20 protein-coding genes are annotated in these 26,456 nt (G+C 62.0%); 8 read left to right on the top strand and 12 right to left on the bottom strand.

Features of this window, described 5'->3' with window-relative positions:
- Positions 1 to 21: 21 nt before the first annotated feature.
- The 12 genes from BN69_RS07165 to BN69_RS19765 all read right to left on the bottom strand — a co-directional run bounded on the left by BN69_RS07165 (position 22) and on the right by BN69_RS19765 (position 21,823).
- Complete coding sequence (locus BN69_RS07165; protein ID WP_014890912.1) at positions 22 to 1,389, bottom strand: glycosyltransferase; 1,368 nt, start codon at positions 1,387 to 1,389, stop codon at positions 22 to 24.
- Positions 1,380 to 2,300, bottom strand: coding sequence for an SDR family oxidoreductase (locus BN69_RS07160; RefSeq protein ID WP_014890911.1), 921 nt, complete (start codon positions 2,298 to 2,300; stop codon positions 1,380 to 1,382). Before BN69_RS07160 ends, BN69_RS07165 begins: the two co-directional genes overlap by 10 nt.
- Positions 2,301 to 2,322: 22 nt before the next feature.
- Positions 2,323 to 3,228: a ChbG/HpnK family deacetylase gene (locus BN69_RS07155; RefSeq protein ID WP_014890910.1), complete on the bottom strand. Its 906-nt coding sequence runs from the start codon at positions 3,226 to 3,228 to the stop codon at positions 2,323 to 2,325.
- A gap of 100 nt (positions 3,229 to 3,328) precedes the next feature.
- Positions 3,329 to 4,360: a 3-oxoacyl-[acyl-carrier-protein] synthase III C-terminal domain-containing protein gene (locus tag BN69_RS07150; protein ID WP_014890909.1), complete on the bottom strand. Its 1,032-nt coding sequence runs from the start codon at positions 4,358 to 4,360 to the stop codon at positions 3,329 to 3,331.
- 59 nt (positions 4,361 to 4,419) lie between these two features.
- Positions 4,420 to 10,782, bottom strand: coding sequence for a type I polyketide synthase (locus BN69_RS07145; RefSeq protein ID WP_014890908.1), 6,363 nt, complete (start codon positions 10,780 to 10,782; stop codon positions 4,420 to 4,422).
- A gap of 1,592 nt (positions 10,783 to 12,374) precedes the next feature.
- Complete coding sequence (locus BN69_RS07135; RefSeq protein ID WP_014890906.1) at positions 12,375 to 12,848, bottom strand: transposase; 474 nt, start codon at positions 12,846 to 12,848, stop codon at positions 12,375 to 12,377.
- 85 nt (positions 12,849 to 12,933) lie between these two features.
- Positions 12,934 to 14,580, bottom strand: a complete 1,647-nt coding sequence (locus BN69_RS07130; protein WP_041927199.1) for an adenylate/guanylate cyclase domain-containing protein — start codon at positions 14,578 to 14,580, stop codon at positions 12,934 to 12,936.
- Positions 14,581 to 14,723: 143 nt separating this feature from the next.
- Positions 14,724 to 15,095, bottom strand: a complete 372-nt coding sequence (locus BN69_RS07125; protein ID WP_041926847.1) for a response regulator — start codon at positions 15,093 to 15,095, stop codon at positions 14,724 to 14,726.
- A 17-nt stretch (positions 15,096 to 15,112) separates the two neighbouring features.
- Positions 15,113 to 17,884 carry a response regulator gene (locus tag BN69_RS07120; RefSeq protein WP_014890903.1) on the bottom strand — a complete coding sequence of 924 codons (2,772 nt, stop codon included), beginning with the start codon at positions 17,882 to 17,884 and terminating at the stop codon, positions 15,113 to 15,115.
- A gap of 3 nt (positions 17,885 to 17,887) precedes the next feature.
- The gene (locus tag BN69_RS07115) at positions 17,888 to 19,165 is read right to left on the bottom strand and encodes an urea ABC transporter substrate-binding protein (RefSeq protein WP_014890902.1); all 1,278 of its coding nucleotides are present in this window, start codon (positions 19,163 to 19,165) and stop codon (positions 17,888 to 17,890) included.
- Positions 19,166 to 19,445: 280 nt separating this feature from the next.
- Positions 19,446 to 20,564 (bottom strand): DUF2827 domain-containing protein, encoded by a 1,119-nt coding sequence (locus tag BN69_RS07110; protein ID WP_014890901.1) that lies wholly within the window; start codon positions 20,562 to 20,564, stop codon positions 19,446 to 19,448.
- A gap of 248 nt (positions 20,565 to 20,812) precedes the next feature.
- Positions 20,813 to 21,823 (bottom strand): hypothetical protein, encoded by a 1,011-nt coding sequence (locus BN69_RS19765; RefSeq protein WP_244435057.1) that lies wholly within the window; start codon positions 21,821 to 21,823, stop codon positions 20,813 to 20,815.
- Here BN69_RS19765 and BN69_RS19760 point away from each other — a divergent pair.
- The 8 genes from BN69_RS19760 to BN69_RS19635 are packed head-to-tail and all read left to right on the top strand — an operon-like array spanning position 21,771 to position 25,961.
- Positions 21,771 to 22,313: a hypothetical protein gene (locus BN69_RS19760; RefSeq protein ID WP_244435056.1), complete on the top strand. Its 543-nt coding sequence runs from the start codon at positions 21,771 to 21,773 to the stop codon at positions 22,311 to 22,313. The genes BN69_RS19765 and BN69_RS19760 overlap by 53 nt on opposite strands.
- A gap of 3 nt (positions 22,314 to 22,316) precedes the next feature.
- On the top strand, positions 22,317 to 22,697 hold the full coding sequence (locus BN69_RS19755) for a hypothetical protein (protein ID WP_014890898.1): 381 nt from the start codon (positions 22,317 to 22,319) through the stop codon (positions 22,695 to 22,697).
- Positions 22,698 to 22,718: 21 nt separating this feature from the next.
- Entirely contained in the window at positions 22,719 to 22,943 is a 225-nt protein-coding gene (locus tag BN69_RS19750; RefSeq protein ID WP_014890897.1) for a hypothetical protein, read from the top strand.
- A 21-nt stretch (positions 22,944 to 22,964) separates the two neighbouring features.
- Complete coding sequence (locus BN69_RS19745; RefSeq protein ID WP_014890896.1) at positions 22,965 to 23,189, top strand: hypothetical protein; 225 nt, start codon at positions 22,965 to 22,967, stop codon at positions 23,187 to 23,189.
- A 21-nt stretch (positions 23,190 to 23,210) separates the two neighbouring features.
- A complete protein-coding gene (locus tag BN69_RS19740) occupies positions 23,211 to 23,510 on the top strand; it encodes a hypothetical protein (protein WP_014890895.1) in 300 nt (99 codons plus the stop codon).
- 21 nt (positions 23,511 to 23,531) lie between these two features.
- Positions 23,532 to 24,785, top strand: coding sequence for a hypothetical protein (locus tag BN69_RS19645; protein ID WP_014890894.1), 1,254 nt, complete (start codon positions 23,532 to 23,534; stop codon positions 24,783 to 24,785).
- A gap of 3 nt (positions 24,786 to 24,788) precedes the next feature.
- The gene (locus BN69_RS19640; protein ID WP_014890893.1) at positions 24,789 to 25,394 is read left to right on the top strand and encodes a hypothetical protein; all 606 of its coding nucleotides are present in this window, start codon (positions 24,789 to 24,791) and stop codon (positions 25,392 to 25,394) included.
- 3 nt (positions 25,395 to 25,397) lie between these two features.
- Positions 25,398 to 25,961: a hypothetical protein gene (locus BN69_RS19635; RefSeq protein ID WP_014890892.1), complete on the top strand. Its 564-nt coding sequence runs from the start codon at positions 25,398 to 25,400 to the stop codon at positions 25,959 to 25,961.
- Positions 25,962 to 26,456: the final 495 nt, after the last annotated feature.

The following is a 26,456-nucleotide window of genomic DNA, read 5'->3' as shown; positions in this document are numbered from 1 at the left end:
TAGACATTGCCGCCGCAATCCTCAGACGCGCTCTGTTCCAGGCTCACCTTCGACAACGCAACCGCTTATTCCTGGTCCTGGACGCCTGAGCCTTTGGGATATTAACGCCGCGGCGGACTCCGCGCCATCGTTTAATGCAATTTCATCAGCGACCGCCCGCGCACAGTCAGTATAACTAGCCGATGACAATAGCCGTTCAATGTTCTGCGCCAATCGATCAGCGGAGACGTCTTTCGCCTTGAGCGTACGCGCAACGCCAAGTCGCCTCAGGCGCTCAGCGATATCGAATTGGTCGTTACAAAACGGGGTTACAAGTTGTGGCTTGCCGGCGCGAAGCGCCTGACCCGTAGATCCCATTCCGCCGTGATGAACCACAGCGCAACATCTGGGAAACAGCAGCGAATGCGGGACGTAGCCGTGCACGGAAATCTCGGAAGACATCTCTTGGCGCAATTTGTCCACATCGGCGCTATCCGCCAAAAGAACAGCACGCCTTTTGAGCGACCGAGCCGCGATCGAACAGGCTCGGAAATAGTCTATCCGATCGATCGCGACGAGGCTCCCAAGCGTGAAGACGATAGGTTCGGACCCTGAGTCCAAAAAGTCTGTTAAATCAGACGGAAGCCCCTCCGGGTCGGATGCGCCCGCCGGCGTGTGGCGCCCATCGTGGAAACTATGTCCAACAATAATTTCCGACCTTGTCCGCTGGGAAACCGGGGGCATCAGGAGCGAGCTGAATAGTCCGATCGTCGCGGCTGCGCGCGGAGCGCCCACCAAAAGCTCAAAACCACGTACGCCGGGCAGACCCACTTCATTTCTGAATCGCGCGAGCGGCGACGCCAGGAGAGTCAACGCCGCTTCGAGCGTTTTGATCAGGAGCCAGTTATATCCGACGGCGAGCGGCGACCGCGACGTCATGAACGGCGCCGGGGTCCCTAACGGAGGATTGTCCGCAGAAAACAGCAGCATGGGCGAAAGAAACACGTTGAAGAGAGGAAGGCCCCGCTGTTCCGCAGCAGCCTTGGCGCCGAACGCTAAACAATGCGTCACGATTCCATCAACATCCTTTGTCAGTCCCATGACGTCGTTGTAGGCGTCGCGCAGATGCGGAAACATGACTTGATCAAATAGAAATCTTTTATTCCGCGACATTTTGGTCGCGATCTCGCCCTTCTGCATATTGAGCCGAGATGAGATTTCTCCCAGATCCGGTCGCATAGGCCGGAAGTCCAGCCCTTCTCGCGCGACGAGATCCCGATATTCTTCTGACGTGGCGATGACCGGGACGCAGCCTTGCCGCTGCAGGGCGCGCGCCAATCCAATAAACGGATTCACATCGCCCAGCGTGCCAAAGGTCGCGATAAGGATCTTAGGGCGGTCTAGGGCCATTGGATCACTTCTTTTTTGGCGGCGCGGCTCGAGACCAGCGTTCGCCGAACTTGATCGAAACCGAAATAGCGGGCCATCAGCCAGTCCATGAGGCGCGGCGGTATGAGGAGCTGGGCGTAGTAGTGGAAGGCGCTGCCGCCGAGCACGAGGATGCGCAGCGGCGGCCGCGACCCGACCAGCGCGCGATGGACCGCTTCGGCCACACGCTCCGGCCCGACGGCGGTGCGCCCCTGGTCCACCGCCCATTTCTGCACACGGCGCGCGGCTGGGCCGTAGATTGTCCGGTCGAAGGCGTCGAAGGCGGCCGATTCGGCCTTGTCCCAGATCGGCGTGGCGATGATGCCGGGCTCGATCACAACGACCGCGATCCCATAGACCGCCAATTCGCGGCGGAGCGCGTCGGACATGGCTTCGAGCGCGAATTTCGAGGCGCTGTAGGGGCCCATCAACGGCCCGACCATCCGGCCCGCCACCGAACTCATATTGACGATGCGGCCCGGCGGCGCTCCCTGAGAGGCGCGGGCGCCGAGCAGCGGCGCGAAGGCCTGCGTCACCCGCATCTGGCCAATGACATTGACCTCAAGCTGGCGGCGGAGCTCCTCGATCGGCACATGCAGCAGCGGTCCCGCCACGGCCATTCCGGCGTTGTTGACGAGCCCCACCAGCGTCGCGCCTTGAAGCTGCTCCTCGACCGCAACGGCTGCACGCGCGACCTCATCGCCGTCGGTCACATCGAAGCGGAGGGGCGCGTAATTTTCGCCGAATTGCGCCTTCAGACGCTCGGCGTCGGCGGCCGTGCGCACCGAGCCGAAAACCAGGAAGTCCTTTTCGACAAGCAGCCTGACGCAGGCTTCGCCGATGCCCGTCGACGCGCCGGTAATGACGACGGCCCGTTTCGCGCCCTCGCTCATGCGGACATCCCCAGGGCGTCGCTCATTGAGTCGCGCTCTCGCTTCCGCCGCCCGGCGATTGGCGCGGTGGGGCCTCGCTGAGTCGCGCAAGCCTTAATCCTCGCGCTTCCAGCATGTCCGGTAGACGCGGCGAGAGCAGGAAGGCGAGCTCCTGCTCGCGGGTGACGGTCACCCAGTCCTGGGCCCTGAGCTCGTCATCGACATGGCCGGGATGGCACATGACGAGATGGCGGCGCCCCGGCGCGCGAAGATAGGTCTCGAAGGCGCGTGCGTAGTCCTTCCCCGGATCGAAAACCGAGTGGCCGGAGAAGCCCTGATTGGTCGCGAAGCCCTGACGCAGCGCGGCGCGGCGAAAACCCGAGGACAGGCCTTTAACAGCGAGCGCCAGGGCGAGCGTTTTGGGCGCATGGGCGCCGCGCAGGATGATGCGATGCAGCTCGTCTCCGGCGTCGCGCAGCCAAACCCGACCGGCGAGCCCTCGGGCCGCCAAGGCCTCGATCAACGCGTCGCGGACGCCTGGCAGCCCATGCACATGTTGATGGCCGTCGACGTAATCCGGCTCGCGGCCCATCACCGTTTCGAAACGGTCCAGCTGGCGATCGATCTCCGCACGTATCTCGGCCAAGGGAAGCTTGCGGCGCATGGCGCGGCGGACGACGGTCGAGACCGGCGGAAAGCTCCCCTCCGAAGCGAAGGTCGGCATCGGTCCCAGCGGTTGGCCCAGCGTGAGGTTGAAATGGAGGCCGACGTCCGCGTTCCGGCATCGCCGGCGCAATTCGACCCCCATGGCGGGCCAGCGTGGGCCATTCACCAGCGCCGAGACGGCCGTCAATCGGCCGGCGTCCAGCGCCTCGAGAATGCCCATGCTCACCCCGTAGGACAGGCCGTAATCGTCGGCGCAGATCGCGACGATGCGGTCGTCCTTCATCTCACCCGCCTCTTTTTAAGTAACGGTCGCCGGAACGAAGCACCGGGACCCATGCGAATGACGATGGCGGGCGGCGTCGTGAGCATCCTCATGAACTCCTTCAGTAGACGAAGGAATATGCCGAGAACGACATGCCTGCGCTGGCGACGACCGCGGCGAGCAGGTCTCCGCGCGCGACGCGCTGTTCTTCGACCGCGAAGGCCATCGCCGCTGGCACCGAGCAGGAAACGAGGTTGCCGCAGCGCGGATAAACATTGGACAACAAATGCCGCAGGCTGAACATGTCGGCGAGGTCGTCGCCCGCCTTCTTCGACGCGGCGTGCGGGAAAATCGCCCGAAGCTTGTCAAGCGGCGGATTGAGTTCCTGGAACACCTGGATGAGTTCGGGGCCCGCCGCCTCGAACAATTCATAGCCGTAGGACGTGAACCGGTTGCCGTTCTTGCCGATGCGCTCCGTCTGATTGCAATAGCCCTGGAAGCCGTTGACAGGGATGGTGCACAGATCCGCGAGATCTGGCCGCGAGCGGAATCGGAACTTCCACTCATTGCCCGGATCGGCTGAAAAGATCGTCGCCGTGGCCGCTTCGCCGATCGTGTATGTCGGGAACGTCCAGTTCAACTCTCCCTCATGCCGCAGGGCGAAATTGCCGAGCCGATTGCCGGTGACGCTGAACTCGGCGTTGACGATCATCGCGCGCTTGCAGCTTCCCGTTTGCATGAAGTGATAGATGATCTGCGCGCCCCGCGACCAGCTGTTGCACGCGTCCAGCACGTCGAAGCAATGCGCGTTCTTGAAGCCCAGCGCATGCGCCACGAGATAAGCGCCGGCCGGCTCGATGAATCCGCGTCCGACGCCAACATAGACGAGCGTGTCAATTTCCTCTTTGGTGCATTTCGCTTCTTCCAGCGCGGCGTTGATGGCGCCGGTCAAGACGCTCAACGGCGTTTCGCTTTCCTCAAGCAGGTAACGCGTCTCGGCTCCGCTATACGCGAGCCAGCTCTCGATCCTCTTTATCGCCGCGTCGAGATCTCCGTCATACGTCGCTTCGCTGCTTTCCCGGACAATCTGAAGGACGTCTTCATTCGACAGCTTGCGCGACGGCAAGGCCGCCTTCACGGCATCAATGCGCATTTCTTATGTTCCTCGAGCTCAGTAGGTGCAGATCTGATAACCGGACCGGTCAGTCGCTTTCAGCTTAGACGCTTGAGCAAATCTCGACCGAGCGACGCGACGGTTCGTCCCTTCATGAGCTCCATGAGAGAAACTTCGACGCCCAGCGTCGCCTTGACAGCGACCTGCAGTTCCACGGCCATCAGCGAGTCGATGCCCATGTCCGACAGTTGAGCGTCTATGTCGATGCGATCGCCGGGAATGCGAAGAGTCTCCCCGACGACGCGACGAACGATGCCGACAATGTGCTCACCACGCTGTTCCGGTTCGATCTGCGCCAGTTCAGCGCGCACCCGGTCGATGACGCTGTCGGACTCGTCGCGGGCCTCGCTGACCAGCGGCGCGAAGCGGGGAGTCGAACTCGCCGGATGGGTGGACGCCCACTTGGCCCAGTCGACGTCGACATAGGCGAATTGCGCCGTTCCCTGAAGCAGAGTCGCTTCCATGTCCTCGAGCGCTTCCGTGGAGGAAATTGGCTGGATGCCTGCCCGTGCGAGATGCTGCGCGACCATCTTGTCGCGCGTGAGCATTCCGACGTCGCCAATCGCGCCCCAGTTGACGCTTTGACCGGGAAGGCCGAGCCTCTGGCGGTAGTGCGCGAGCATGTCAAGGAAGACGTTGGCCGCGACGTAGTTCCCTTGCCCAGGGTTGCCGATCAGCGCCGAAATGGACGAAAAACACAGGAAGAAGTCCAGCGGCGCGTTACGGGTCATCCGGTGCAGGTTCCAAGCGCCGACCGCCTTGGGGCGATAGACCGCGTCGAACCGTTCGTCGGTGAGGCCGGAAAGCACGGTGTCGTCCAATACGGCCGCCGAATGCACCACGCCGCGCAGCGGCGGAAGCTCCCGGTCGATCCGCGCCATCATGGCTTCCACGTCGGCTTCGATGCTGACGTCGGCGGCGATGCTGACGACGTTGACGCCTTGCGCTTGGAGCGCCATCACCGCGCGTTGCGCCTCGCTGGAGGCGGCGCCGCTGCGGCTCACGAGGACCAGAGTCTCCGCGCCTTGCTGCGCCAGCCAGCGCGCGGCGTTGAGGCCGAAGCCGCTGAAGCCGCCGGTGACCATATAAGTGGCGCTGGGTTGGATCAGCTTTTTCTCGACTTCCGCCGGCACGACTTCGACGCGCGCAGTGTCGGCGAAGGACAGGACGATTTTACCCGTTTGCTTCGATTGCGCCATGAACCGGAACGCGTCCGAAGCCTCGTGCAACGGGAAGACAGTGAGGGGCGTGGGCCGGAAATCGCCCTGCTCGAACCGATCCCAGATTTGAGCGAGAAGCTCTCGGATCGCATTGGGCTGTTCGGCCATGAGTCGATCGAGATCGACCGCCGCGAACAGGAGGTTCTTGTTGAAAGGCAGGAGCGGCAGCCGCGCGTTCTCGACGATGTCGCGCTTGCCGATCTCCACGAATCTTCCAAAAGGAGCCGTCACTTCCAAGCTTTTGACGAAGGTCTCTCCCGCGATGGAGTTGAGGACGACGTCGACGCCTCGGCCCCCCGTCGATTTCAGGACGCCGTCGGCGAATTCGAGGCTGCGCGAGTCGAAGGCTTGCTCCACGCCCAGCGTGCGCAGATAGTCGCGTTTCGCCTCGCTTCCCGCCGTGACGAAGATGCGCGCGCCGATCCATTTCGCAACCTGGATCGCCGCGAGCCCCACGCCCCCGGCTGCGGCGTGAATGAGCACGGTTTCGCCGGCGCGCAGCCGTGCGATGTCGTGCAGGGCGTAATAGGCCGTCATGAAGATGACGGGCAGGCTGGCCGCCTCTTCGAACGTCAGCGACGACGGCTTGGGCATGGCGAGCACGTGATCGGCGGGAACGCGCACGTGGGAGCTGAACGAGCCTTTGAACGAACCCACCAGCTCGTCGCCGACCTTATAGGCCGTCACCCCTTCGCCGACGGCGGTGACGACGCCCGCCGCCTCCATGCCGAGCGCTGGGCCGTGATAGGAGCCCTCAAGAGCCTTGGCGGGCAACATGCCCAAGACTTTCAGCACATCCTTGAAGTTCAGCGCGGCGGCCTTGATCTCGATTTCGATCTCGCCGGCGGCGGGGGCGGTCCGGGCGGCCTCCTCGAAGCGCAGGCTCTCGAGGCGGTTCTCGGTTCCTCGCGTCAAGCGAAAGGCGTCCACGGTGGCGGCGGAGACGGTGGGCGTCTCGACCTCGCCGTCCTCCTGGCGGAGGGCGGCGGCCGGAACGAGCCGCTGCACGCGCCGCTCGTCGCCCCGCAACGCGACCTCGGTTTCAGGATCGTCGCTGAGGATTTGCCGAGCGAGGAGACCGCGATGTTCATCGAGGGGATCGATGTCGACGGCCGTGCATTTCAAAGTGGGATTTTCGCCGGCGATGGTGCGCGCCAGACCGATGAGCGCGGCCTGAGCCATATTCACCGTCTGCGAACCAGGCAAGGGCTGCGCGAGCGACGTCACGACGAAGAGTCTGGGGCAATCGTCGCCCGCGTCCTGGCCTTCGAGCGCTTGCGCGAGGCGGAGGAGGCGCTTCGCTTCGCCAAGATCGCTCACGGCATCGTCCGCGCTCGGCTTCGAGTCTCCCATGAAGACGATGGCGCGAAGCCGCGGGCTTTCCTCGATAAGCTTGCGCGCGGCGACGACGTCGGTAAGCGACCGCGCGTCCAAGGTCCGGACTTTGGCTCCATTCTCCTCAAGCGCGGCCGCGAGTTCTTTCGAGGCGTCCGGATTTGCTGCGAAGAGCAGGCAGTCTCCGACACGCTGATCGGTTTCGCTGAGCGGCTTGACCTCCCATGCGAGCCCGTAGGATCGGCTTTCAAGCCGCTCCTCTGGCGTGAGTTTCTTCGTGTGGAGCGCCTTGCATCTGACGCCGAGAACTTCCGCCGCGACGCTGCCGTCGGCGCGATAGAGAATGAGGTCGCCTTCGAACCCGTCCGAGGACTGATCGATCACGCGTCCGTGCGCCCAAAGCGGAGCGCCGCTTCCGGCGTGAAAAACCACTCGACCCACGCCAGCCGGCAGATAGGTCGATTCCTGAAGCTTGCCCTGGCTGATCGCGCCCACAAGCGTTTGAATGGCGCCGTCAAGAAGGGCGGGATGAAGCCGATAGGCCTCAAGCTCCTCAGACGGCCCTTGAATGACCTCCAGCTCCGCCAATATCTCGGCGCCGTTCCGCATCAGATTGCGCACCGTGCGGAAATGCGGGCCATAGGCCAGTCCGTAGGCAGCCAACCGATCATAAAGTTCGCCGACGTCGACCGACTCCCGCATTCTCTCCTTCACCTCAGCCAATGACTCGGCTCCGGTCCGCGCCGGCGGCAAGGCGAGCACCCGGCCCATCGCGTGCAGGGTCCAAGAGTCGGTCTCGTCGTCCGTCTGGCCGTAGATGTGGAATTCCCTCGAGCTCCGATCGAAGGTCGCGCGAACGATCGGATCCTTGAGCGTCGGGAAGACGAGCGGTCTGAGGAATGACAGATCCTCGAGCGTGTAGCTGGCCTGTCCGTCGTCAAGAAGCGACGCCATCGCCAGACCCTGCTCGATATAGCCCGCGGCCGGAAAGACGATCGCTCCCTCGATGACATGATCGGCGAGATAGGAGATCGATGGCCTGCCGAGATCATGCTCCCAGCTCGGCGTGGGCGACGACACCCGACTTCCCAACAGGGGGTGCTCCGTGCGGCCAAGTCGGTCGAGCGCGCCCGCGCTCGTCTCGTTCCAATAATATTCTCGCTGCCAGGGATACAAAGGCAGCTTCACGAAGCGCGCGCCGGCGGGAGAAAGCGCGCGCCAGTTCACGTCATAACCGTTTACGTAAAGCGCGCCGAGCGCGGCGAGCGCCGTCGCGCGCTCGGGATGCTCACGGCGTAACGTGGCGATCGAAACGCCGCCCGCTTCGCTGGCGCGCAGAACTTCCTTGATTGACGTCGAGAGCACAGGATGCGGGCCGACTTCGAGGAAGCCGCTCAGCCCGTCGGCCACCATGGCGGCCATCGCGTCGGCGAACAGCACAGGCTTCCGCATGTTGGAGCACCAATATTCCGCGTCCAAGTCGGGGCCTTCGACGCGCCGACCGGTTACGGTGGAATAGAGCGGCGTATGAGGCGTTTGCGGGCGAAGCCCGTGCAGGGACTTCCGCAGCTCCGGCTTCAGCTCCTCCATCTGGGGGCTGTGATAGGCGACCTCGACATCGAGGAATCGATTGAAGATCTCATCCTTGGCGAGCTGCTCCGCGATCGACGCCAGCGCTTCGCCGTCGCCGGCCAGCGTGACCGTTGAAACGCTGTTGATCGCGGCGATCGAAACCGTATCCGGACAGGACGCGAGAATGCTTTCGGCCTGCTCCCGATTGAGGCCGGTGGCCAGCATGCGCCCCTTGCCGGCGGCCAGCTGCTGAAGTCGGCTGCGATGATAAGAGACGGCCACGGCGTCTTCGAGGCTGAGCGCCCCCGAGACATAGGCGGCGCTCACCTCGCCGACGCTGTGTCCGACCACCGCCGCCGGATAGACGCCCCAGGAACGGAGAAGTTCGGCCAAGGCGACCTGCACGACGAAATTCGCTGGTTGCGCGATACGCGTCTCTTTGACCCGTGAGCGGCTCTTGTCCTCGCGCATTTCGTCCAAAATGGAGAAGCCGGCGAGGGGGCGGAAGATCTCGTCGATCTCCTCCGCCGCCTTGCGGAAGACCGGTTCGCTCTCCAGCAATTGCCGGCCCATGCCCCACCACTGGGGCCCCATGCCGGTAAACACGAAAACGGGTCGCGATTCCGCGCGTCGGAGCGCCTTGCCCTGAATGACGTGGTCGCTGTAGCCATGTGCGGCGAACTGTTCGAGCTCAGTCGCCATTTCCGCCGCCGAAGCGGCGACGACGCTCAATCGGCATTCGTGAGCCGAGCGTCGAACGCGCGCCGAATGGCAAATGTCCTCAAGCGCCGCACGCCTGCCGCGCGAGAGCATCTGCGCATAGGAGCGGGCGAGAGCGGTCAGAACTTTGGGATCGCGGCCGGAAAGGGTGAGGATCTGCTCTCCCGCCGATCCATCCTTTTTCTCCTCCAACGGCGGCTTCTCCGCGCGCTGAAGGACCACATGCGCATTGGTGCCGCCGAAGCCGAAGGAGTTGACCCCGCAATAAACGTCGCGATCGTTCTGTGAAAGCGGCTCGAGGCTTGTCGGCAAGCGAATGCCCAGCTCCCGGAAGGGAATCTTCGGGTTGGGATTTTGCAGATTGGCTTGCGGAGGCACGGCCCCTCGGTCGAGACAGAGCGCCGCCTTGATCAGTCCGGCGACGCCCGCCGCCGCTTCAAGGTGACCGATCGTCGATTTCGCCGAACCGATCAGACAGGCGTCGTCAGCGGCGCGTCCGGCGCCAATGGTGCGTCCAAGAACGCCGGCTTCGATGGGATCGCCCACCGGCGTCCCCGTGCCATGCGCCTCAACGTAGCGAACCTCGCTAAACGGCACGCCGCTTTGCGCGTAGACGCGCCGGATCAGCGCCTCCTGCGCCACCGCGCTGGGCATCGTGATGCCGTCGGTGCGCCCGTCCTGGTTGACGCCCGTGCCGCGGATCGTCGCGTAGACATGATCGCCGTCGCGCAGGGCGGCGGCGTAGGGCTTTAGCAGAACCACCCCGGCGCCTTCGCCGCGCGCATAGCCATTGGCGCGTTCGTCGAAACTCTTGCAGTAGCCGTCCGGCGCCAGGAAGTGGCCCTTGCCCATGATCATCGGATATTCGGGCCGCAGCATGACGTTGACGCCGCCCGCCAGCGCCATGGAGACGTGGCCACGCCAAATATCCTGGCAGGCGAGATGCACGGCCACGAGCGAAGAGGAGCAGGCCGTGTCCACCGAAAGGCTAGGGCCGCGGAGGTCGAAAAAATAGGAAAGCCGATTCGACAGCAGCGTCATCAGCGCGCCGGTGCCCGAATGGATGCTGATGTTTTCCCGATTATGCGGGCTCAGCTGATCGAGCATGCTGTCGAGCGTGAAGCCGCCGATATAGACGCCTGTTTCGGAGCCCGCGAGCGTTTCCGGAACGACGCCAGCGTCCTCCAGAGATTCCCAGGCCACCTCCATGAGCAGGCGCTGCTGCGGGTCGACATGGACCGCCTCCCGCGGCGATATGTTGAAGAACGCGGCGTCAAAGCGATGGACCGCCTCGTCGAGAAAGCCGCCCTTGCGGGTGTAGATCTTGTTGGGCTTATCGGGATTTTCGTTGAAGAATCGATCCATGCTCCAGCGGTCTTCCGGAACGTCGCGAATAGCGGGGCGGCCGGAGACGAGGAGGTTCCAATAGGCGTCCGGGCTGTCGGCTCCTCCAGGGAAACGGCACCCCACTCCGATGATCGCGATCGGCTCCAACTCTCCGACTTCATCGCTGCGTAATCCCGATGCCTGAAGATTCAGATTGCGTTCGTCCATGGCATGACTCTTGCTGAATATATATCGTTGCGGATCATGCGTTACTCAACGCACAAGCGAGGCGCTATCTCAAACCCAAATATTATTCTTTGTTAGGCACATCAAATACTTAGGGCCTCACCAGATGTCCTTGAGCGGAATGCGGTTGACACGTAATTGTAACAATTGGCGTCAGGTGGCATCCTTGCCTCTCCGATTGAACTCAAAAAAGGCTGCTTCGACCGTAATTTTCTTGGCCCAAGTTGCACTGCAGCATATTCGCTATTCGATACCACAGCACAAGTCAACATGTATTTACTTAGGTCCTTACGCCAGCCGCCCGACGAATGTTAAGACTGTAATAAACACAGCCCCTTGCCAAATTTTGGGCAATTATCACGTTAACATAGTCGACACAGATAAATTGAAGGCGCCGGTGCGGCGCTCGATGATTCAGAGATGCGGAAATGCGTCAGAATTTTTGGCTTGGGGCGAGGGGCGAGCGATTTGAGAGGATTGCCCCCTTTCGGGGCGTCGCGTCGGTCGACGCGTCGCTTCATTTCAGCGCGTCGTCCGGCGACCCGAGATTAAATGGCGTTACTCAAGCTTATTCGACGAAACGAACAATATATATGATGTATCGTTGATTTATTTTGCGCCGATCACCCTGTGCTGGAAGGGAATAAGGCCGCTGAGCCTGCGTCTAATTCTTAACAAAATGTATACAATGTTGTTACCACGGCTGGAATGCCAGACGAGCGGTTTTATGTCTCGATTAGCATATAAACGCTGCGTTTATCGCGGCGCTCTCAAATAGATAATTTTTGCTTCTTTACCGATTTGTGCGGCTATGATTCGGATCATATAAAGATTTGTGATCTATACTCATTCAAGCTGCCCCGGCCGAACATGAGCTAAAACCACGTTCACGGGGCTTAGCAAACGCGGAATTTGAAAAGTTGTCGCTCGACAGCGCTGGCGGTTACCATCATCGCGCCAACCGCATGCAGGATATCTCACCGCGGCTGGCGTTGGCTGCTCATCAGGATCGCCGGCCATGACAAGGATCACCAAATCGCTTGGCCGAGATGCGGCGGATGAATCTGCATGGTCTCGGTTCGAGCGCGCCGTAGACGCGGCTGTCAAAGGCGGACCGAAACACAAGATTGCGCCGCCGCCGTCCGGCAACAAAGCGCGCCCCGCGAGCAAGGGGCGCGTCCATAAGGGGAAGACGAAGGCGTGAGGCTCTCGACAAATTGCTGGGTCCGACCCTTTGGGGTCAGAGAGCTCTGATTGCAAGTTGAGCAATGAAAGACCCCTCGACGCCGATATTGGCGTGGCGCCGAGGACGCGATGTCTTTCGCTTCCCGTAGCATGTTGCGCAACGCCAAGCCGGCTCTGGGCCTGCCTTCGGCTTATGCATTCAGCCGACGCATCCGTTTCCGATTTACCCAACGCTTCGCAATATCGTGTCCCGATCGATCGGCGAGCGAAGCGCCTTCTTAGAGCGCTTCCCGATCACATGGAATCATGTGATCGATAGGAATCGCTCAAAATCAACCCGTTGGAGCAGGTTCTCCTCGAAAAGTCTGTCAACTTTTTCGGAACCTGCTCTAGGCGCAGGCGCTTTGAGAGGCGTGGTCCTTCGCCGTCCCGCCGACGAAGCTTTCGTCCGCTTCAACAGGCGAGTTCGGGCCGCCGAAGGGCGGAGCGGCGTGATCGCGGACGCTCTCGCGAATGCGATGGCAGAGAAACCAGACCGTCTTATACGGGCGGCCGATCATCCGGCTGATTTGAAGGGCGGACATGCCCTTCCTGGACGACATCATAAGGAACGTGACGGCAAGCCAAGTATGCAGCGGCACTTTCGAGCGCTCATAGAGCGTCCCGACTGTGACCGTGAACGGCCGGCGGCAAGCGTTGCACTGATAGAGGCCGGCGCGGGTCGTCTTGCCGTGCATCAGCGTCGCGCGATTCTCTTCCTTGCAATGCGGACAAACCGGGCCGTTCGGCCAAACCCGCGCCTCCACCCATCTGCGCGCGGCGGGTTCGTCATGAAAGATCGGGTCGGAAAGATCGGCGGCCATGTCGACGACTGCTCCTTATGCGCGAGCAATACAACATGCGTCATTGCTGCGTCAAAGTGATAGCCGCATTTGGCGCGGAGCCTGTTTATCGGGACGCTGCGCCCTGCCTTCTCCCGGTCAGAAAAAAGGCTTCCATGGCGCCCTTGCCCTTGATTTCGAGGCCGTCGCGCGGCGTCAAAACGAAGTCCGTGCACAGATGCTCATAGGTCGATCGTGAAACCTGGATGCGGCCCGGCAGGCTGTTCGACTCCAGCCGGCTCGCGACGTTCACCGCGTCGCCCCAGATATCGTAAATGAATTTATGCGCGCCGATCACGCCTGCGACGACGTCGCCGGAATTCATGCCCATCCTGATCTCAAGCGGCGCAGGCAATGCGTCGTTGAGAATGTCCAGGGTTTCGGCCATGGCCAGCGCCATGTCCGCGACGGCGTGAGCGTGATCGTCGCGATCGTCGAAGAGCCCGCAGGCGACCATGTACGCATCGCCAATCGTCTTGATCTTCTCGACGCCAAATTTGAGCGCGAGCCCGTCGAACGCCGAGAAAACGCGGCCCAATACGCCAACGAGTTCGGGCGCCGGCAGTCTGGAGGAGAGTTCGGTGAAGCCGACGAAATCCGCAAACAGAATCGTGACGTCGTTGACATGATCCGCGATGACCGTTTCGCCGCTCTTCAGGCGCGCGACGATCGGCGCCGGAAGAATATTGAGAAGAAGCTGCTCGGAGCGCTCTTTTTCGATGCACAAGGCTTCGAGCGCCTCGCGCTCTCGATCCCGTAGACGCTTTTTCTCCAGTGACGATCCGATGCGCGCGCGAAGAAGCACCGGATCGAAAGGCTTCGCGAGATAATCTTCGGCGCCCGCTTGGATGCATCTGACGATGGAGTCGATCTCGTTCAAGGCCGATATCACAATGACGGGGATGTCTCTCAAGTCAGGTTCCGACTTGAGGATCGAAAGAACATCCAAGCCGCTGATATCGGGCATCAGCAGATCAAGGAGAATGAGATCGAAGGGCTCCTTCCTCAACATCTCCAGCGAGCAGGACCCATTTTCCGCCAGCGCGACCGAGTGGCCCTGTCGTTCGAGACGGCGCTTCAGAAGCTCGCGATTAGACGCGTTGTCGTCGACCACGAGGATGCGGCTCGGCAATACAGCGACGCTGTCGGCTTCGCCTTCCAAGATCGGCTGAACAGAGGCGACGAAGCGATGCGCGACCATGGCGGAGACGTGTCCCGCGCCGACTTCGGCGTCCGTCGCCGCCGCCTCGGTTTCGGGGAGTGAAAAACTGACCAGGCCGTCGATGCGATCAAGCAGGCGGGACGCTTCCTCCAGAAGTCGATTGAGATCCGAGACCAGCGCCCGCGCGTCGTCGACGCCCGCTGCGTCTTCGCGCAGCATCTCGCCATAACCCTTTATCGCGTTGATGGGCGTGCGCAGATTGTGCCGCAAGTCGCGACGATAGTCCTCGGAATCCTCGCTTGGCCCGCGCGTCGGCGCGCGGGACCGACTCACGAGCGACGCGATGAAGTCAATCAGCGAACGGCTGGCGGCGTGGATTTTCTCGAGGTCGTCGCGAAATTCCCGGTGACCGTTCCTCTCGGCCTCATCCAGCAAAATTTCGGCATAGCCGGCAATCGCCTCGGCGGGCGCGCTCAGCTCCTGCTGCACATAAGCAAGCAGCGCGCGATCGCTCCTGTCGGCGGACGGCTGAAAGTCATGCGATACCATCATATTTTCCCAGAAAGCCAACGCCCGCCGTCATATGCGTCAGTCGTTTCTCATAAACTTTTCAACCGTGGGATCGCCAGAGTTCGACGGCTACCGGGCCGCGCATGGCCGAAGAGAGCTTCGAGACGACAATTGATCAGATGATGCTAAGCGCCCGATTCAATCAGCGCCGTGATCTTGCCCAGAAGACGCGTGATCTCGACGGGCTTCGTGTCATAGTCGTCGCAGCCCGCTTCGATCGCCTTTTCCCGATCCCCCGCCATCGCATGGGCCGTAAGGGCGATCACCGGAATCTTGCGAGTCGCTTCGTTTTCTCTGACCCGGCGGGCCGCCTCCCAGCCATCGATGACCGGCAGGCTCATGTCCATCAGGATGAGATCGGGCGCTTCGGCGGCGGCCATCTCGACGCCCTGCTGGCCGTCTATGGCGATCACGACTTCATAGCCATTGCGCCTGAGGCGCCGCGACAGCATATCCCGGTTCATCTCATTATCTTCGACAAGCAAAATCTTCACCACCGACCCCGTCTCCGATGTCAATGCGCTTGGACGGCGTCCGCCGCGCTGGGATTGAGGCACTGACGCATAATCGTCACCAGCTCCTCGAGATAGTCATGGTCCTTTGTGATGATGTCAGCCCTGAATTCTTTCAGCTTGCAAATATCCTCTTCGCTGAGATCTTTCGCCGTGACGATGATGACCGGCAAATGGTCATAGGCGCGGCGCTTGCGCAATTCCCTCAAGAAACCGAAGCCGTCGAGCTTTGGCATCATCAGGTCGAGAAGGATAAGGTCCGGCGATGCATTTTCAGCGATCCAGTCGAGCCCATCCCGCCCGTTGATCGCGGCTTCGGCCTTGTAGCCGGCGCCCGAAACGCTGCGGCAAAGAAGCTCGCGCGTCGCGGAGTCGTCCTCTATGATGAGCACCGTCGTTTCGCTCGAAGCCCCGCAATATTGCGTCATCAGGGCCGTCAGGCGCTGACGGTCGATGGGCTTTGTCAAAAGCTCCGCCGCCCCGAGCGGAATCGCCAGCGCGCGTTCGTTGAGAATCGTCACCATGATGACCGGGATGTTCCGCAGCTCGTCATCCTCCTTGAGCTGCCTGAGCACGCTCCAGCCGTCGAGCTGGGGCATCATCACATCGAGCGTGATCGCATGCGGCCTGTGCTGTCTCGCCAGGGCCAGCGCTTCCAGCCCGTTACGGGCGGCGATGACGTGATAGCCCTTGTTCTCCAAAGTTCGTGTGAGCAGGTCGCGCGCCGTCGCGTCGTCGTCGACGACCAGTATCGTCGGGAGCGACCGGGACGACGTCGGCTCGGCCGCTTTTTTCGTCGCGAGGGGCTCCTGTCGATCGGGAAGCCTGATCGTGAAGGTCGAACCCGCGCCCAGCGTGCTCGCAACGGAGATATCGCCGCCGAGCGCCGCGCAAAAATGCCTGGTGATCGCGAGCCCCAGCCCCGTTCCGCCGAAGCGCTTCGTGGTCGAGGCGTCCGCCTGGGTGAAGGCCTGGAAGAGGCGGGCAAGCTGCTCCTGCGTCATGCCGAGCCCCGTGTCCGACACATGGAAAACCACGGAAGCGTCGGCGTCCCGCTCAACGGTTAGCGTGACTTTTCCGTGGCTCGTGAACTTGTTTGCGTTGCTCATGAGATTGAGCAGGCACTGCTTGACCTTCGTTTCGTCGGACAGAAAGCCGCGCACGTCGTCCGGGCAACAGAGCTCAAGCGTATTGCCGTTCTTGTCGGCGAGGGGCTGAACGATCGACAGGACCTCATTCACGAGAGGTCTGATCTCCACCCTCTCGATGAAGACCTCCATCTTTCCGGCCTCGATCTTGGAAAGATCGAGAATATCGTTGATCAGGCCAAGCAGGTGTCGGCCCGCGCTCTCGATCCGCTTCAGGTCCTCGATCGGCTCTGGGTCGCCGTTGTCGAGCGCGTTCTCCTGAAGCATTTCGCTATAGCCGATGATGGCGTTGAGCGGCGTGCGCAGCTCATGGCTCATATTCGCAAGAAAGGCGCTTTTTGTCTTGCTGGCTTCCTCGGCCGCCACGCGCGCGACTGACAATTCTTCGTTCGCGAGCTGAAGCTCGCGTGTGCGCGCCCGGATCTTGTCTTCCATGGAGTCGTAAAGTCCGCGGAGCTCCACGGTCATGGAGCGGATCGCCGTCAGCAGGAGCCCCGTTTCGTCACGGCTGCCGATCTCGAAATTTGCATCGAGGTCTCCCGCGGCGACCCTTTCGGCGACGCCGACAGCGGTCTTGATGGGCTTGGTGATCGTGCGCGCGACGCCCATGGCCAGAGCGATGATCGGCGGAATCATAAAGAACAGCAGCCAGAGCGTCGCCTCCTTTTGCGCACTGGTGAGCGCGAAGGCCTCCTGCGTGCTCTGCTGTACGACCATGCCCCAGCGAAATGAGGGAACGTAGGTCCACGAGGCGACAACGGGCCTGTTCTCGAGGTCATCGAAAAGGCCCGAGCCGTGCACGCCGGCGAGTGCCCTGGCGAGCGCGGGAAAAGCGCCGCCATCGAGCGGCGTCTTGATGCTGAACGCCTTGGACGCGTCGTGCCGCAGCGGGTTGACAACGACCATTTGGCCCTGATCCAAGCGGGCGGCGACCAACACCTCTCCCGTCTCGCCGAGACCCGTATAGTCATTGATGAGGCTGTAAAGCTCCTGGTTATCGAGCTGGAAGACGACGACGCCGATCACGACGCCGTTTTCCAGAACCGGCCCCGCAATAAAGGCGGCAGGCTCTTTCAGCCCCGGATAGATCTGAAACGCCGAGATTTCGGCCTGCAGCAATGTGCGCGCCCGATTGATCGTGTGCGAAAGCTCCGTTCCCTTGAGCGGTTCGCCGGGCGAATTTGGATTGAAAAGGACAGCGCCCGATTGCTCGAACAGCGTAAAGCCTTCGGGCGAGACAATCGCGCAGTCGACATAGTTGAACGTGTCGGAAAGGCGCTTGAGAGTCGGCCCATGTTTCGCGACCGCCTGGCGATAGGATTCCGAGTCTCTCCCGCTCGCCCGTATGGCTTCGGAAAATTCCCGGGTGGCCTCGGCGATCGAGGCGCTGTGCATCAGAGACTCGACGCTTCGGATTTTTTCAAGCGTCAGAGTCTCCAGCTGCTCCACTTTCTTCTTGGCGACGACCTGCAACGACGTCTGAATCGCCTGCTCGAGAGACTCTCGCGAAATGTCATAGGTTCGCCAGGCGAGGAGGCCGCAGGAGACGATATTGATCGCAAGGAACCAGAAGATGATCTTCGCGCCGATGGAGCGCCGGAGGAAATCGAGCCTGGGAAGCTTCATGGATCAGTCCGCCTCTGTCGGATTCGCCCATCTGCCGCCCCATCTGTTGTACAAGGCGGTCAGAAATTCCTCCCACTCGGCTTTCGTGCGAGTCGGCGGATAGGGCACGGGACGGATTGGACGATCGATCGTCCAGACAAGCTCGATCCGGCCGTCAGTTTGAATTTTACCGACAGAGAAAGACCGCCACGTATGCTGCGTGTAAGGATCAACCGACACCAGACCTTCGGGCGCATCGAGGGTCTCCGTCAGCATGGTGCGTTTGACCCTCCGAACGTCGAAGGACTGCGCCTCCTCGACCGCCTTCGCCCATAAAATGACGCTGAAGTATGAGGTCGCAATAACGTCGCCCGTCACACGGTTGGGGCCATATCGTTCACGAAAGGCGCGAACGAACCGCTCGTTCTCCGGCGTCTTGATCGCCTCGAAATAGCTCCAGGCGCTGTAATGGCCTTGGAGGCTGGCGATCGGTAGGCTGCGAAGCTCCTCCTCGCCGATGCTGACCGAGACGACCGGCAATTTATCCGCGGAAAGCCCAGCGTCGGTCAGCGCCTGATAGAACGCCTTGTTCGAATCGCCCACGACCGAACTGATAATAACATCCGGCTGCGCCAGCTTGATTTTTTGGACCGCCCGAGAGACGTTGGCGCTGCCAAAGAAAATATAGTCTTCGCCCACGAGCTCGGCGCCAAGCGCGCGAATAGTGTCCTTCATGATTTCGTTGATGCTGTGCGGCCAAACATAATCTGAGCCGATCAAGTAGAATCTCTTCCCAATGTGGTCGAGGCTCCATTTGATCGCGGGAATGACCTGCTGATTGGGCGCCGCGCCCGTGTAGATGATGTTGGGAGACTGTTCGAGTCCCTCATAGGCCATAGGATAGACTAAGAGCTGGCCATATTTTTCGATGATGGGCGCGACCGTCTTGCGGCTGGCGGAGGTCCAGCATCCGAAGATCACGGAAACGTTTTCCTGTGTGATCAGGCGCTCGGCCTCTTTCGCGAAGGTCGGCCAATCGGATTTGCCGTCGGCGATGATCGGCTGAATCTTGCGTCCCAGTAAGCCGCCCTTGGCGTTGATCTCCTCGATCGCGAGCAGCTCCGCGTCGACCATTGAATTTTCGCTGATCGCCATCGGCCCAGAGCGCGAGTGCAGGATGCCGACCCTGATCGGCGCGCTTTCCGCCCTGAAAAGGAACATCGTCGCGGCGAATAGCGTCGCGGCGGCGACAGCGACCGCGATAAAGCCTTTCCACGCGCCGCGAGGACTCTCCAGGGCCATTGGCCGTATCCTGCTTCCGAGTTGGTCAAAATCGACAGGACGTCGTTTTACTCGATCGCCGCCGCGCCTTCCAGGCGGGCGCCGTCAAGTTGCAGCTGACTGTACGAATGCGCTGACTCGGCCAACGAGCGCAAGCGCCTCGCCGCCGTCGGCGCGCGTTAACATGCGGCTCGGCGCGCCTCCGCCTCGCTCCGCCGCGGATCGCGCCGCGCCTGAAACCTGCTGCGGCGTTCCCTGCGCTAACGTAATCGGCGTCTCCGGTCCGCTGCGCGGGCGATGCTCAAGATTCGCTTTTCAGCGCGATCAGCCTACGAACATACGCCGCGGCGTTGGCGGGGTTGTGAGGGCTCAAACGATCCATCTCGGCGCGCGCGCGCGCGCGATAGCGCTCGAGATTCTCATCGTGAGTCAGGCAGGCGCGCCGCAGTTGATTTACTCCCTCCGTGATATCGCAATCTTCAAAATAATATCCGACATGCGCAAAGAGCGGAGAATTATGAACGAGCGGATAATCGCCGTATAGCGCATCAAGGTACAGATAGTTTTGTTCGCATTGCAACTGATGACTGATGACAACGTTGCAAGATCTAGACATCGCCCTAACGAAATATTCCCGCCCATGGACAGCGATCTTGTTCTCATCGTGCAACGATAAGGAATGACGGAAAAAATCAAAGGTGGTTTGCCCCTGCATGTGGGCGCCATTATATAGATTCACGCTCTCCACGACAGGGCCCGCTTCACGATTGAGCGCATCGCAAATCATCGCGCTGATGACGCATGTCTTGATCGGCGACAAGTTCGGCTCAAAAATTCCGATGCGCGCGCCGCTTTTCACGCCGCCAGGGCCGGGACGATAACCGAACTCAAGTCCCTCCGAGCGCGCCTTCGTAATCGAATCCTCAAGCACGTTTGGCGCCCAGAGGTAGGGCACGATCTCGACCGGGCAGCGGTGCATGCTCCGCAACATCGGGGCGAAGGCGCGGTCCTTCGGCAGAATCCAAACTTCATCCGCTCGAGTCGGGTCGCCCCAGTATCCCGAACGATCGAAGACTGAAAATTCAACGAGCGCCGCATAGGGCTGACCGCAGATATGGCACACGATCTTTCCGCCGCGCGCACGGAATCGTCTCACCCACTCGATATCGAGCCCGCCAGCGATTTCGATCGCGACGTCGACGACATCTCCGGCGCTGCCGAGCGGAATGAGCGGCAGGGAGCGAAATTCAGCAGGCGCGTCTCCCGGGAGCGCGCCCTGATCTCCGCAATCGAGCAGGCACACGCCCTCGACGAGTGGAGCGTTCTTCAGGAGATCCGCCAAAAACACCACATTTTGGCCGATGCCGTTCTCCCACAGGCTCTGACCTGCGCGCGTCAAGACCGAAAGGCCAACCCGCATTCCATTCCCCCTTTAACGCTTCAATCAAGGACATTGGAGACGCCCGCGGGGAACATCAAGCTTTGGAGTCACCACGCAAATTCTTGAAGGACTCTCTGAAGGCGATGCGCGCAGATCCGTCGGATACGACGCGCGCGCCATTCTCCGCATGTTTCCTCAACAGCTCTCGAAAAAGGAATGGGCGCCTTTGCTCAGAACGACCGAAGGCCTTTTCGTGCGGCGCCCGCGCGCATGCGGAATTTTGAAGATCAGAATTCTCCCATTAGACCGCCGCGGCCGACGAAGTTCGACGTCCCAGGCGACACGCCGACGGCGCCGGTGATCGCGATCGGCATATTCACGTCCAGACGATGCGCGAAACTAAAGCCTATGCCGGCCTGATCCTTGAACCAGGCCACGTTGCCAACCCAGCTTGTCCTGCCCGCCGCCGAGGGCATCGGCGCAGCAGGCATTGCGGCGGTCGCGGCGATGCCGCCACGCTCCTCGCGCCGAACCTTGTTCAAGTCCTGCCCGATTTGCAGGGTGGCGGAATAGAGGCCCGACAGCGCCGCATCCACCGCGGCGAAGGCCGAGCCGGCGTTGTTATAGCTCGTGCCGAGGATCGTGTAGTTCGGCGCCGAGAGCGAACCGGTCTGCGTATTGAACGCCGCGCCTCCGCCGAGCCCCGCCGCCACGCTCGTCCCCAATGCGTTCATCTGGGCGCCGTTGACGGCATTGGTCGAGCCCGCGCCGAGCGAACCCGCCGCGACGTTCACGATCATCCGCTCGGCGCCGACTGCGCCGACCGACACCGTGTCCGCCTGCGACGCGATGCTTCCCGAGCCGATCGCGACCGAATTCGCGCCGGTTGCGCTCGCGCCGGCGCCGAATGCAATGGCATTGTCCGCCGAGGCGCTGGCCGTGTCGCCCATGGCGATGGCGCTGGCGCCTTTCGCCACGCTATTGTTGCCGGCCGCGATCGCGCCCTGTCCGCTGGCGAAATTGCCGTTGCCGGTCGCCAGCGCGCCATCGCCGGTCGCAATGTTATTCGCGCCGATCGCCACCGCGCCCGTGCCTGTGGCCGAGTTCGGATCTCCGATCGCTACAGCGCCGTTGCCGTTGGACACCTGGTTCAACCCGATCGCCACCGCGCCCGTACCATTCGCTTCCGACCCGTCGCCGCCGCCGACCGCGCCCGTGCCTGTCGCCGTCGATTGCGTTTGCGACGTGGAACTACCCACGACCACCGGCCCGAATGTCCCGCTCGCCAGCGCCGACACCGTGGTGCTCAGCGAGGAGACGCTGCTGTTGGTCGTGGAGAGGCCGGTCGACAGCGAGGCGACGCCCGACTGCGCCGTGCTGACGCCCGTCGAAAGCGAAGCGACGCCGGTGGACGCCGAGGTCGACAGCGACGTCACGGTGCTGTTTGTCGTCGAAAGGCCGGTGGACATAGAGCTCGACAGCGTCGCCACATTGCTGTTGGTCGTCGAGACGCCGGTCGAGAGCGAAGCGAGGCCGCTCGAAGCGGATGTCGACAGCGCCGTCACGCTGCTGTTTGTCGTCGAAAGGCCGGTGGACAGTGAAGCGACGCCTGACTGCGCCGTGCTGAGGATCGTCGACGTGGAAGTCGACAGCGCCGTGACATTGCTGTTCGTCGTAGAGAGGCCGGTCGAAAGCGAGGCGACGCCACTGGACGCGGATGTCGAAAGCGCCGTCACATTGCTGTTCGTTGTCGAGAGGCCAGTTGAGAGAGAGGCGACGCCGCTCTGAGCGGTGCTGAGGCCCGAGGATAATGAGGCGACGCCGCTCGACGTAGAGGTCGACAGCGCCGTGACATTGCTGTTCGTCGTAGAGAGGCCGGTCGAAAGCGAGGCGACGCCACTGGACGCGGATGTCGACAGCGCCGTCACATTGCTGTTGGTCGTCGAGAGCCCCGTCGACAGCGAAGCGACGCCGCTGGACGCGGAGGTCGACAGCGCAGAGACATTGCTGTTCGTCGTGGAGAGACCGGTTGACAGCGAGGCGACGCCCGACTGCGCCGTGCTGACGCCCGTCGAGAGTGAGGCGACGCCGCTGGATGCGGAGGTCGACAGCGCCGTGACATTGCTGTTCGTTGTCGAGAGGCCGGTCGACAGTGAGGCGACGCCGCTCTGAGCCGTGCTGAGGCCGGTAGACGTGGAAGTCGAGAGAGTCGCCAGATCGCTGTTGGTCGTCGAGAGACCGGTTGACAGCGAGGCGATGCCGCTGGAGGCGGATGTCGACAGCGACGCTACATTGCTGTTCGTCGTTGACAGCCCAGAAGACAGCGAGGCCACGCCGCTGGACGCGGAGGTAGACAGCGCCGTGACATTGCTGTTGGTCGTAGAGAGGCCGGTGGACAAAGAGGCGACGCCACTCTGAGCCGTGCTGAGGCCGGTAGACGTGGAAGTCGAGAGAGTCGCCAGATCGCTATTGGTCGTCGAGAGACCGGTCGAAAGCGAAGCCACGCCGCTCGAAGCCGAGGTCGACAGCGCTGTCACAGTGCTGTTCGTGGTCGAGAGGCCGGTCGAGAGCGAGGCCATGCCGCTCGACGCGGAGGTCGATAGCGTCGCCACATTGCTGTTCGTCGTCGAGAGACCGGTGGAAAGCGAGGCCACGCCGCTCTGAGCCGTGCTGAGGCCGGTCGACGTGGAATTCGAGAGAGTCGCCAGATCGCTATTGGTCGTCGACAGCCCAGTCGATAGCGAAGCGACGCCGCTGGACGCGGAGGTCGACAGCGACGCTACATTGCTGTTCGTCGTTGACAGCCCAGAAGACAGCGAAGCGACGCCGGACGACGCCGAGCTCGACAGCGCCGTCACACTGCTGTTTGTCGTCGAGAGGCCGGACGAGAGCGAGGCCACGCCACTGGACGCGGAGGTCGACAGCGCCGTCACGCTGCTGTTGGTCGTCGATAGGCCGGTGGACAAAGAGGCGACGCTGCTCTGAGCCGTGCTGAGGCCGGTAGACGTGGAAGTCGAGAGAGTCGCCAGATCGCTATTCGTCGTCGACAGGCCGGTCGACAAAGAGGACATACCGCTGGACGTGGAGGTGGACAGCGACGCTACATTGCTGTTCGTCGTTGACAGCCCAGAAGACAGCGAGGCGACGCCGCTGGAGGCGGATGTCGACAGCGCCGTGACATTGCTATTCGTTGTCGAGAGGCCCGTCGACAGCGAAGCCACGCCGCTGGATGCGGAGGTCGACAGCGCCGTCACATTGCTGTTGGTGGTCGAAAGTCCGGTCGACAGCGAGGCGACGCCGCTCGAAGCCGAGCTCGACAAAGCCGAGACATTGCTGTTGGTCGTCGAAAGTCCGGTCGACGTGGAAGTCGAGAGAGTCGCCAGTTCGCTGTTCGTCGTCGAGAGGCCAGTCGACAGCGAAGCGACGCCGCTGGAGGCGGATGTCGACAACGCCGTCACAGTGCTGTTCGTCGTCGATAGGCCAGTCGAGAGTGAGGCGACGCCGCTCGACGCCGAGGTCGACAGCGCAGAGACGTTGCTGTTCGTGGTCGAGAGACCCGAAGACAGCGAGGCGACGCCGCTCGATGCCGAGCTCGACAAAGCCGAGACATTGCTGTTGGTCGTCGAAAGTCCGGTCGACGTGGAAGTCGAGAGAGTCGCCAGTTCGCTGTTCGTCGTCGAGAGGCCGGTCGACAGTGAGGCGACGCCGCTGGAGGCGGATGTCGACAACGCCGTCACAGTGCTGTTCGTCGTCGATAGGCCAGTCGAGAGTGAGGCGACGCCGCTCGACGCCGAGGTCGACAGCGCAGAGACGTTGCTGTTCGTGGTCGAGAGACCCGAAGACAGCGAGGCGACGCCGCTCGATGCCGAGCTCGACAGCGCCGAGACATTGCTGTTGGTCGTCGACAGGCCAGTCGACAGCGAGGCGACGCCGCTCGAAGCGGAAGTCGACAGCGCAGTCACATTGCTGTTCGTGGTCGAGAGTCCGGTGGACAGGGACGCGACGCCGCTTTGCACCGTGCTGAGTCCAGTCGATGTCGAAGTCGACAGGGTCGCCAGATCGCTGTTTGTCGTCGAGAGACCGGTTGACAGTGAGGCGACGCCGCTCGAAGCGGAGGTCGACAGCGCCGTCACGCTGCTGTTGGTCGTCGATAGGCCAGAAGACAGTGAGGCGACGCCGCTCGACGCCGAGCTCGACAGCGCCGTCACATTGCTGTTCGTTGTCGAAAGGCCAGTCGAGAGTGAGGCGACGCCGCTCTGAGCCGTGCTGAGGCCGCTCGAAGCGGAGGTCGACAGCGCCGTCACACTGCTGTTCGTTGTCGAGAGTCCGGTCGACAGGGACGCGACACCGCTCGAAGCAGACGTCGATAGGGTTGCCACATTGCTGTTCGTGGTCGAGAGACCCGAAGACAGCGAAGCGACGCCGCTCGAAGCGGAACTCGACAGCGCCGTCACATTGCTATTCGTCGTCGAGAGGCCAGTCGATGCGGAGGTCGACAACGCCGTCACATTGCTGTTCGTTGTCGAGAGGCCCGTCGACAGCGAGGCGACGCCGCTAGACGCCGAAGTCGACAGCGCCGTCAAATTGCTGTTCGTCGTCGAGAGGCCGGTCGACAGCGAGGCGACGCCGCTCCTGCGCCGTGCTGAGGCGCTCGATGCCGAAGTCGACAGAGTCGTCACATTGCTGTTTGTCGTCGAGAGGCCGGTTGACAGCGAGGCGACGCCCGACTGCGCCGTGCTGACGCCCGTAGACAGTGAGGCGACGCCGCTTTGCACGGTGCTGAGTCCCGTCGATGTCGAAGTCGACAGGGTCGCCAGATCGCTGTTCGTCGTCGAGAGGCCGGTCGACAGCGAGGCGACGCCGCTCTGAGCCGTGCTGAGTCCCGTCGATGTCGAAGTCGACAGCGACGCTACATTGCTGTTCGTCGTCGAGAGGCCAGTTGACAGCGAGGCGACGCCCGACTGCGCCGTGCTGAGGCCGCTCGATGCCGAAGTCGACAGCGCCGTCACATTGCTGTTGGTGGTCGAAAGTCCGGTCGACAGCGAAGCCACGCCGCTCGACGCGGAGGTCGACAGCGACGCTACGTTGCTGTTGGTCGTCGAGAGACCAGTCGAGAGGGAGGCGACGCCGCTGGACGCGGATGTCGACAGCGAGGCGACATTGCTGTTCGTCGTTGACAGACCGGTCGACAGGGACGCGACGCCGCTCGACGCGGAGGTCGACAACGCCGTCACGCTGCTGTTCGTCGTCGAGAGACCCGAAGACAGCGAGGCGACGCCGCTGGACGCGGAGGTCGACAACGCCGTCACGCTGCTGTTCGTCGTCGAGAGACCCGAAGACAGCGAGGCGACGCCGCTGGATGCGGAGGTCGATAGCGCCGTCACAGTGCTGTTGGTCGTCGAGAGGCCGGTCGATAGACTCGTGGAAACGGAATAGAGCTGACCGCCGTTCACGGCATAGGTGCTCGTCGGCGACAGCGCCTGAGCGGCGACGCCGGAAATCGTCACCCCCGCCGCTGAGGTGATCGAGTCCGTGCCGCCGGCGAGAGTCAGGGCTGACGTCGACGTTCCACCCGGAAAAAGCAAAATCTGAGCGGTCGAATTATTAAATACCGCACCAGTTCCATTGGCGGTCACGCCGGCGGACCCTACCAATGCATAGGTATTGGTGCCCGGAACAAACCCCGGATTATCAAACGTGCACGGGCCCGAGAGGTTATTGGTAAAGCCAGTATTATTTCGGAAATATGTCTGTCGCGTATTGGCGTTGGCGCAAAAAAACGCGCCGGTAAGATCGGTGGCGTCTGCATTCTGTATGTTCAGAACAAGACTCGAACTCGTAAAAACCAGCGAACCGAGGACAGCTTTCGAGAAGGCCGGCGTCGATCGCCAAGATAAGGACGTCGACCAGCGGCGAGCGGAGGCCCGACCG

It is taken from the genome of Methylocystis sp. SC2, assembly GCF_000304315.1.
In the GTDB taxonomy this organism is placed as follows: Bacteria; Pseudomonadota; Alphaproteobacteria; order Rhizobiales; family Beijerinckiaceae; genus Methylocystis.
This window is presented reverse-complemented; position numbering and strand designations above follow the sequence as displayed.

Excerpts from the sequence above, each read along its gene's own strand:
- BN69_RS07165 (WP_014890912.1), bottom strand. The coding sequence starts at position 1,389 with ATGGCCCTAGACCGCCCTAAGATCCTTATCGCGACCTTTGGCACGCTG.
- BN69_RS07160 (WP_014890911.1), bottom strand. The coding sequence starts at position 2,300 with ATGAGCGAGGGCGCGAAACGGGCCGTCGTCATTACCGGCGCGTCGACG.
- BN69_RS07155 (WP_014890910.1), bottom strand. The coding sequence starts at position 3,228 with ATGAAGGACGACCGCATCGTCGCGATCTGCGCCGACGATTACGGCCTG.
- BN69_RS07150 (WP_014890909.1), bottom strand. The coding sequence starts at position 4,360 with ATGCGCATTGATGCCGTGAAGGCGGCCTTGCCGTCGCGCAAGCTGTCG.
- BN69_RS07145 (WP_014890908.1), bottom strand. The coding sequence starts at position 10,782 with ATGGACGAACGCAATCTGAATCTTCAGGCATCGGGATTACGCAGCGAT.
- BN69_RS07135 (WP_014890906.1), bottom strand. The coding sequence starts at position 12,848 with ATGGCCGCCGATCTTTCCGACCCGATCTTTCATGACGAACCCGCCGCG.
- BN69_RS07130 (WP_041927199.1), bottom strand. The coding sequence starts at position 14,580 with ATGATGGTATCGCATGACTTTCAGCCGTCCGCCGACAGGAGCGATCGC.
- BN69_RS07120 (WP_014890903.1), bottom strand. The coding sequence starts at position 17,884 with ATGAAGCTTCCCAGGCTCGATTTCCTCCGGCGCTCCATCGGCGCGAAG.
- BN69_RS07115 (WP_014890902.1), bottom strand. The coding sequence starts at position 19,165 with ATGGCCCTGGAGAGTCCTCGCGGCGCGTGGAAAGGCTTTATCGCGGTC.
- BN69_RS07110 (WP_014890901.1), bottom strand. The coding sequence starts at position 20,564 with ATGCGGGTTGGCCTTTCGGTCTTGACGCGCGCAGGTCAGAGCCTGTGG.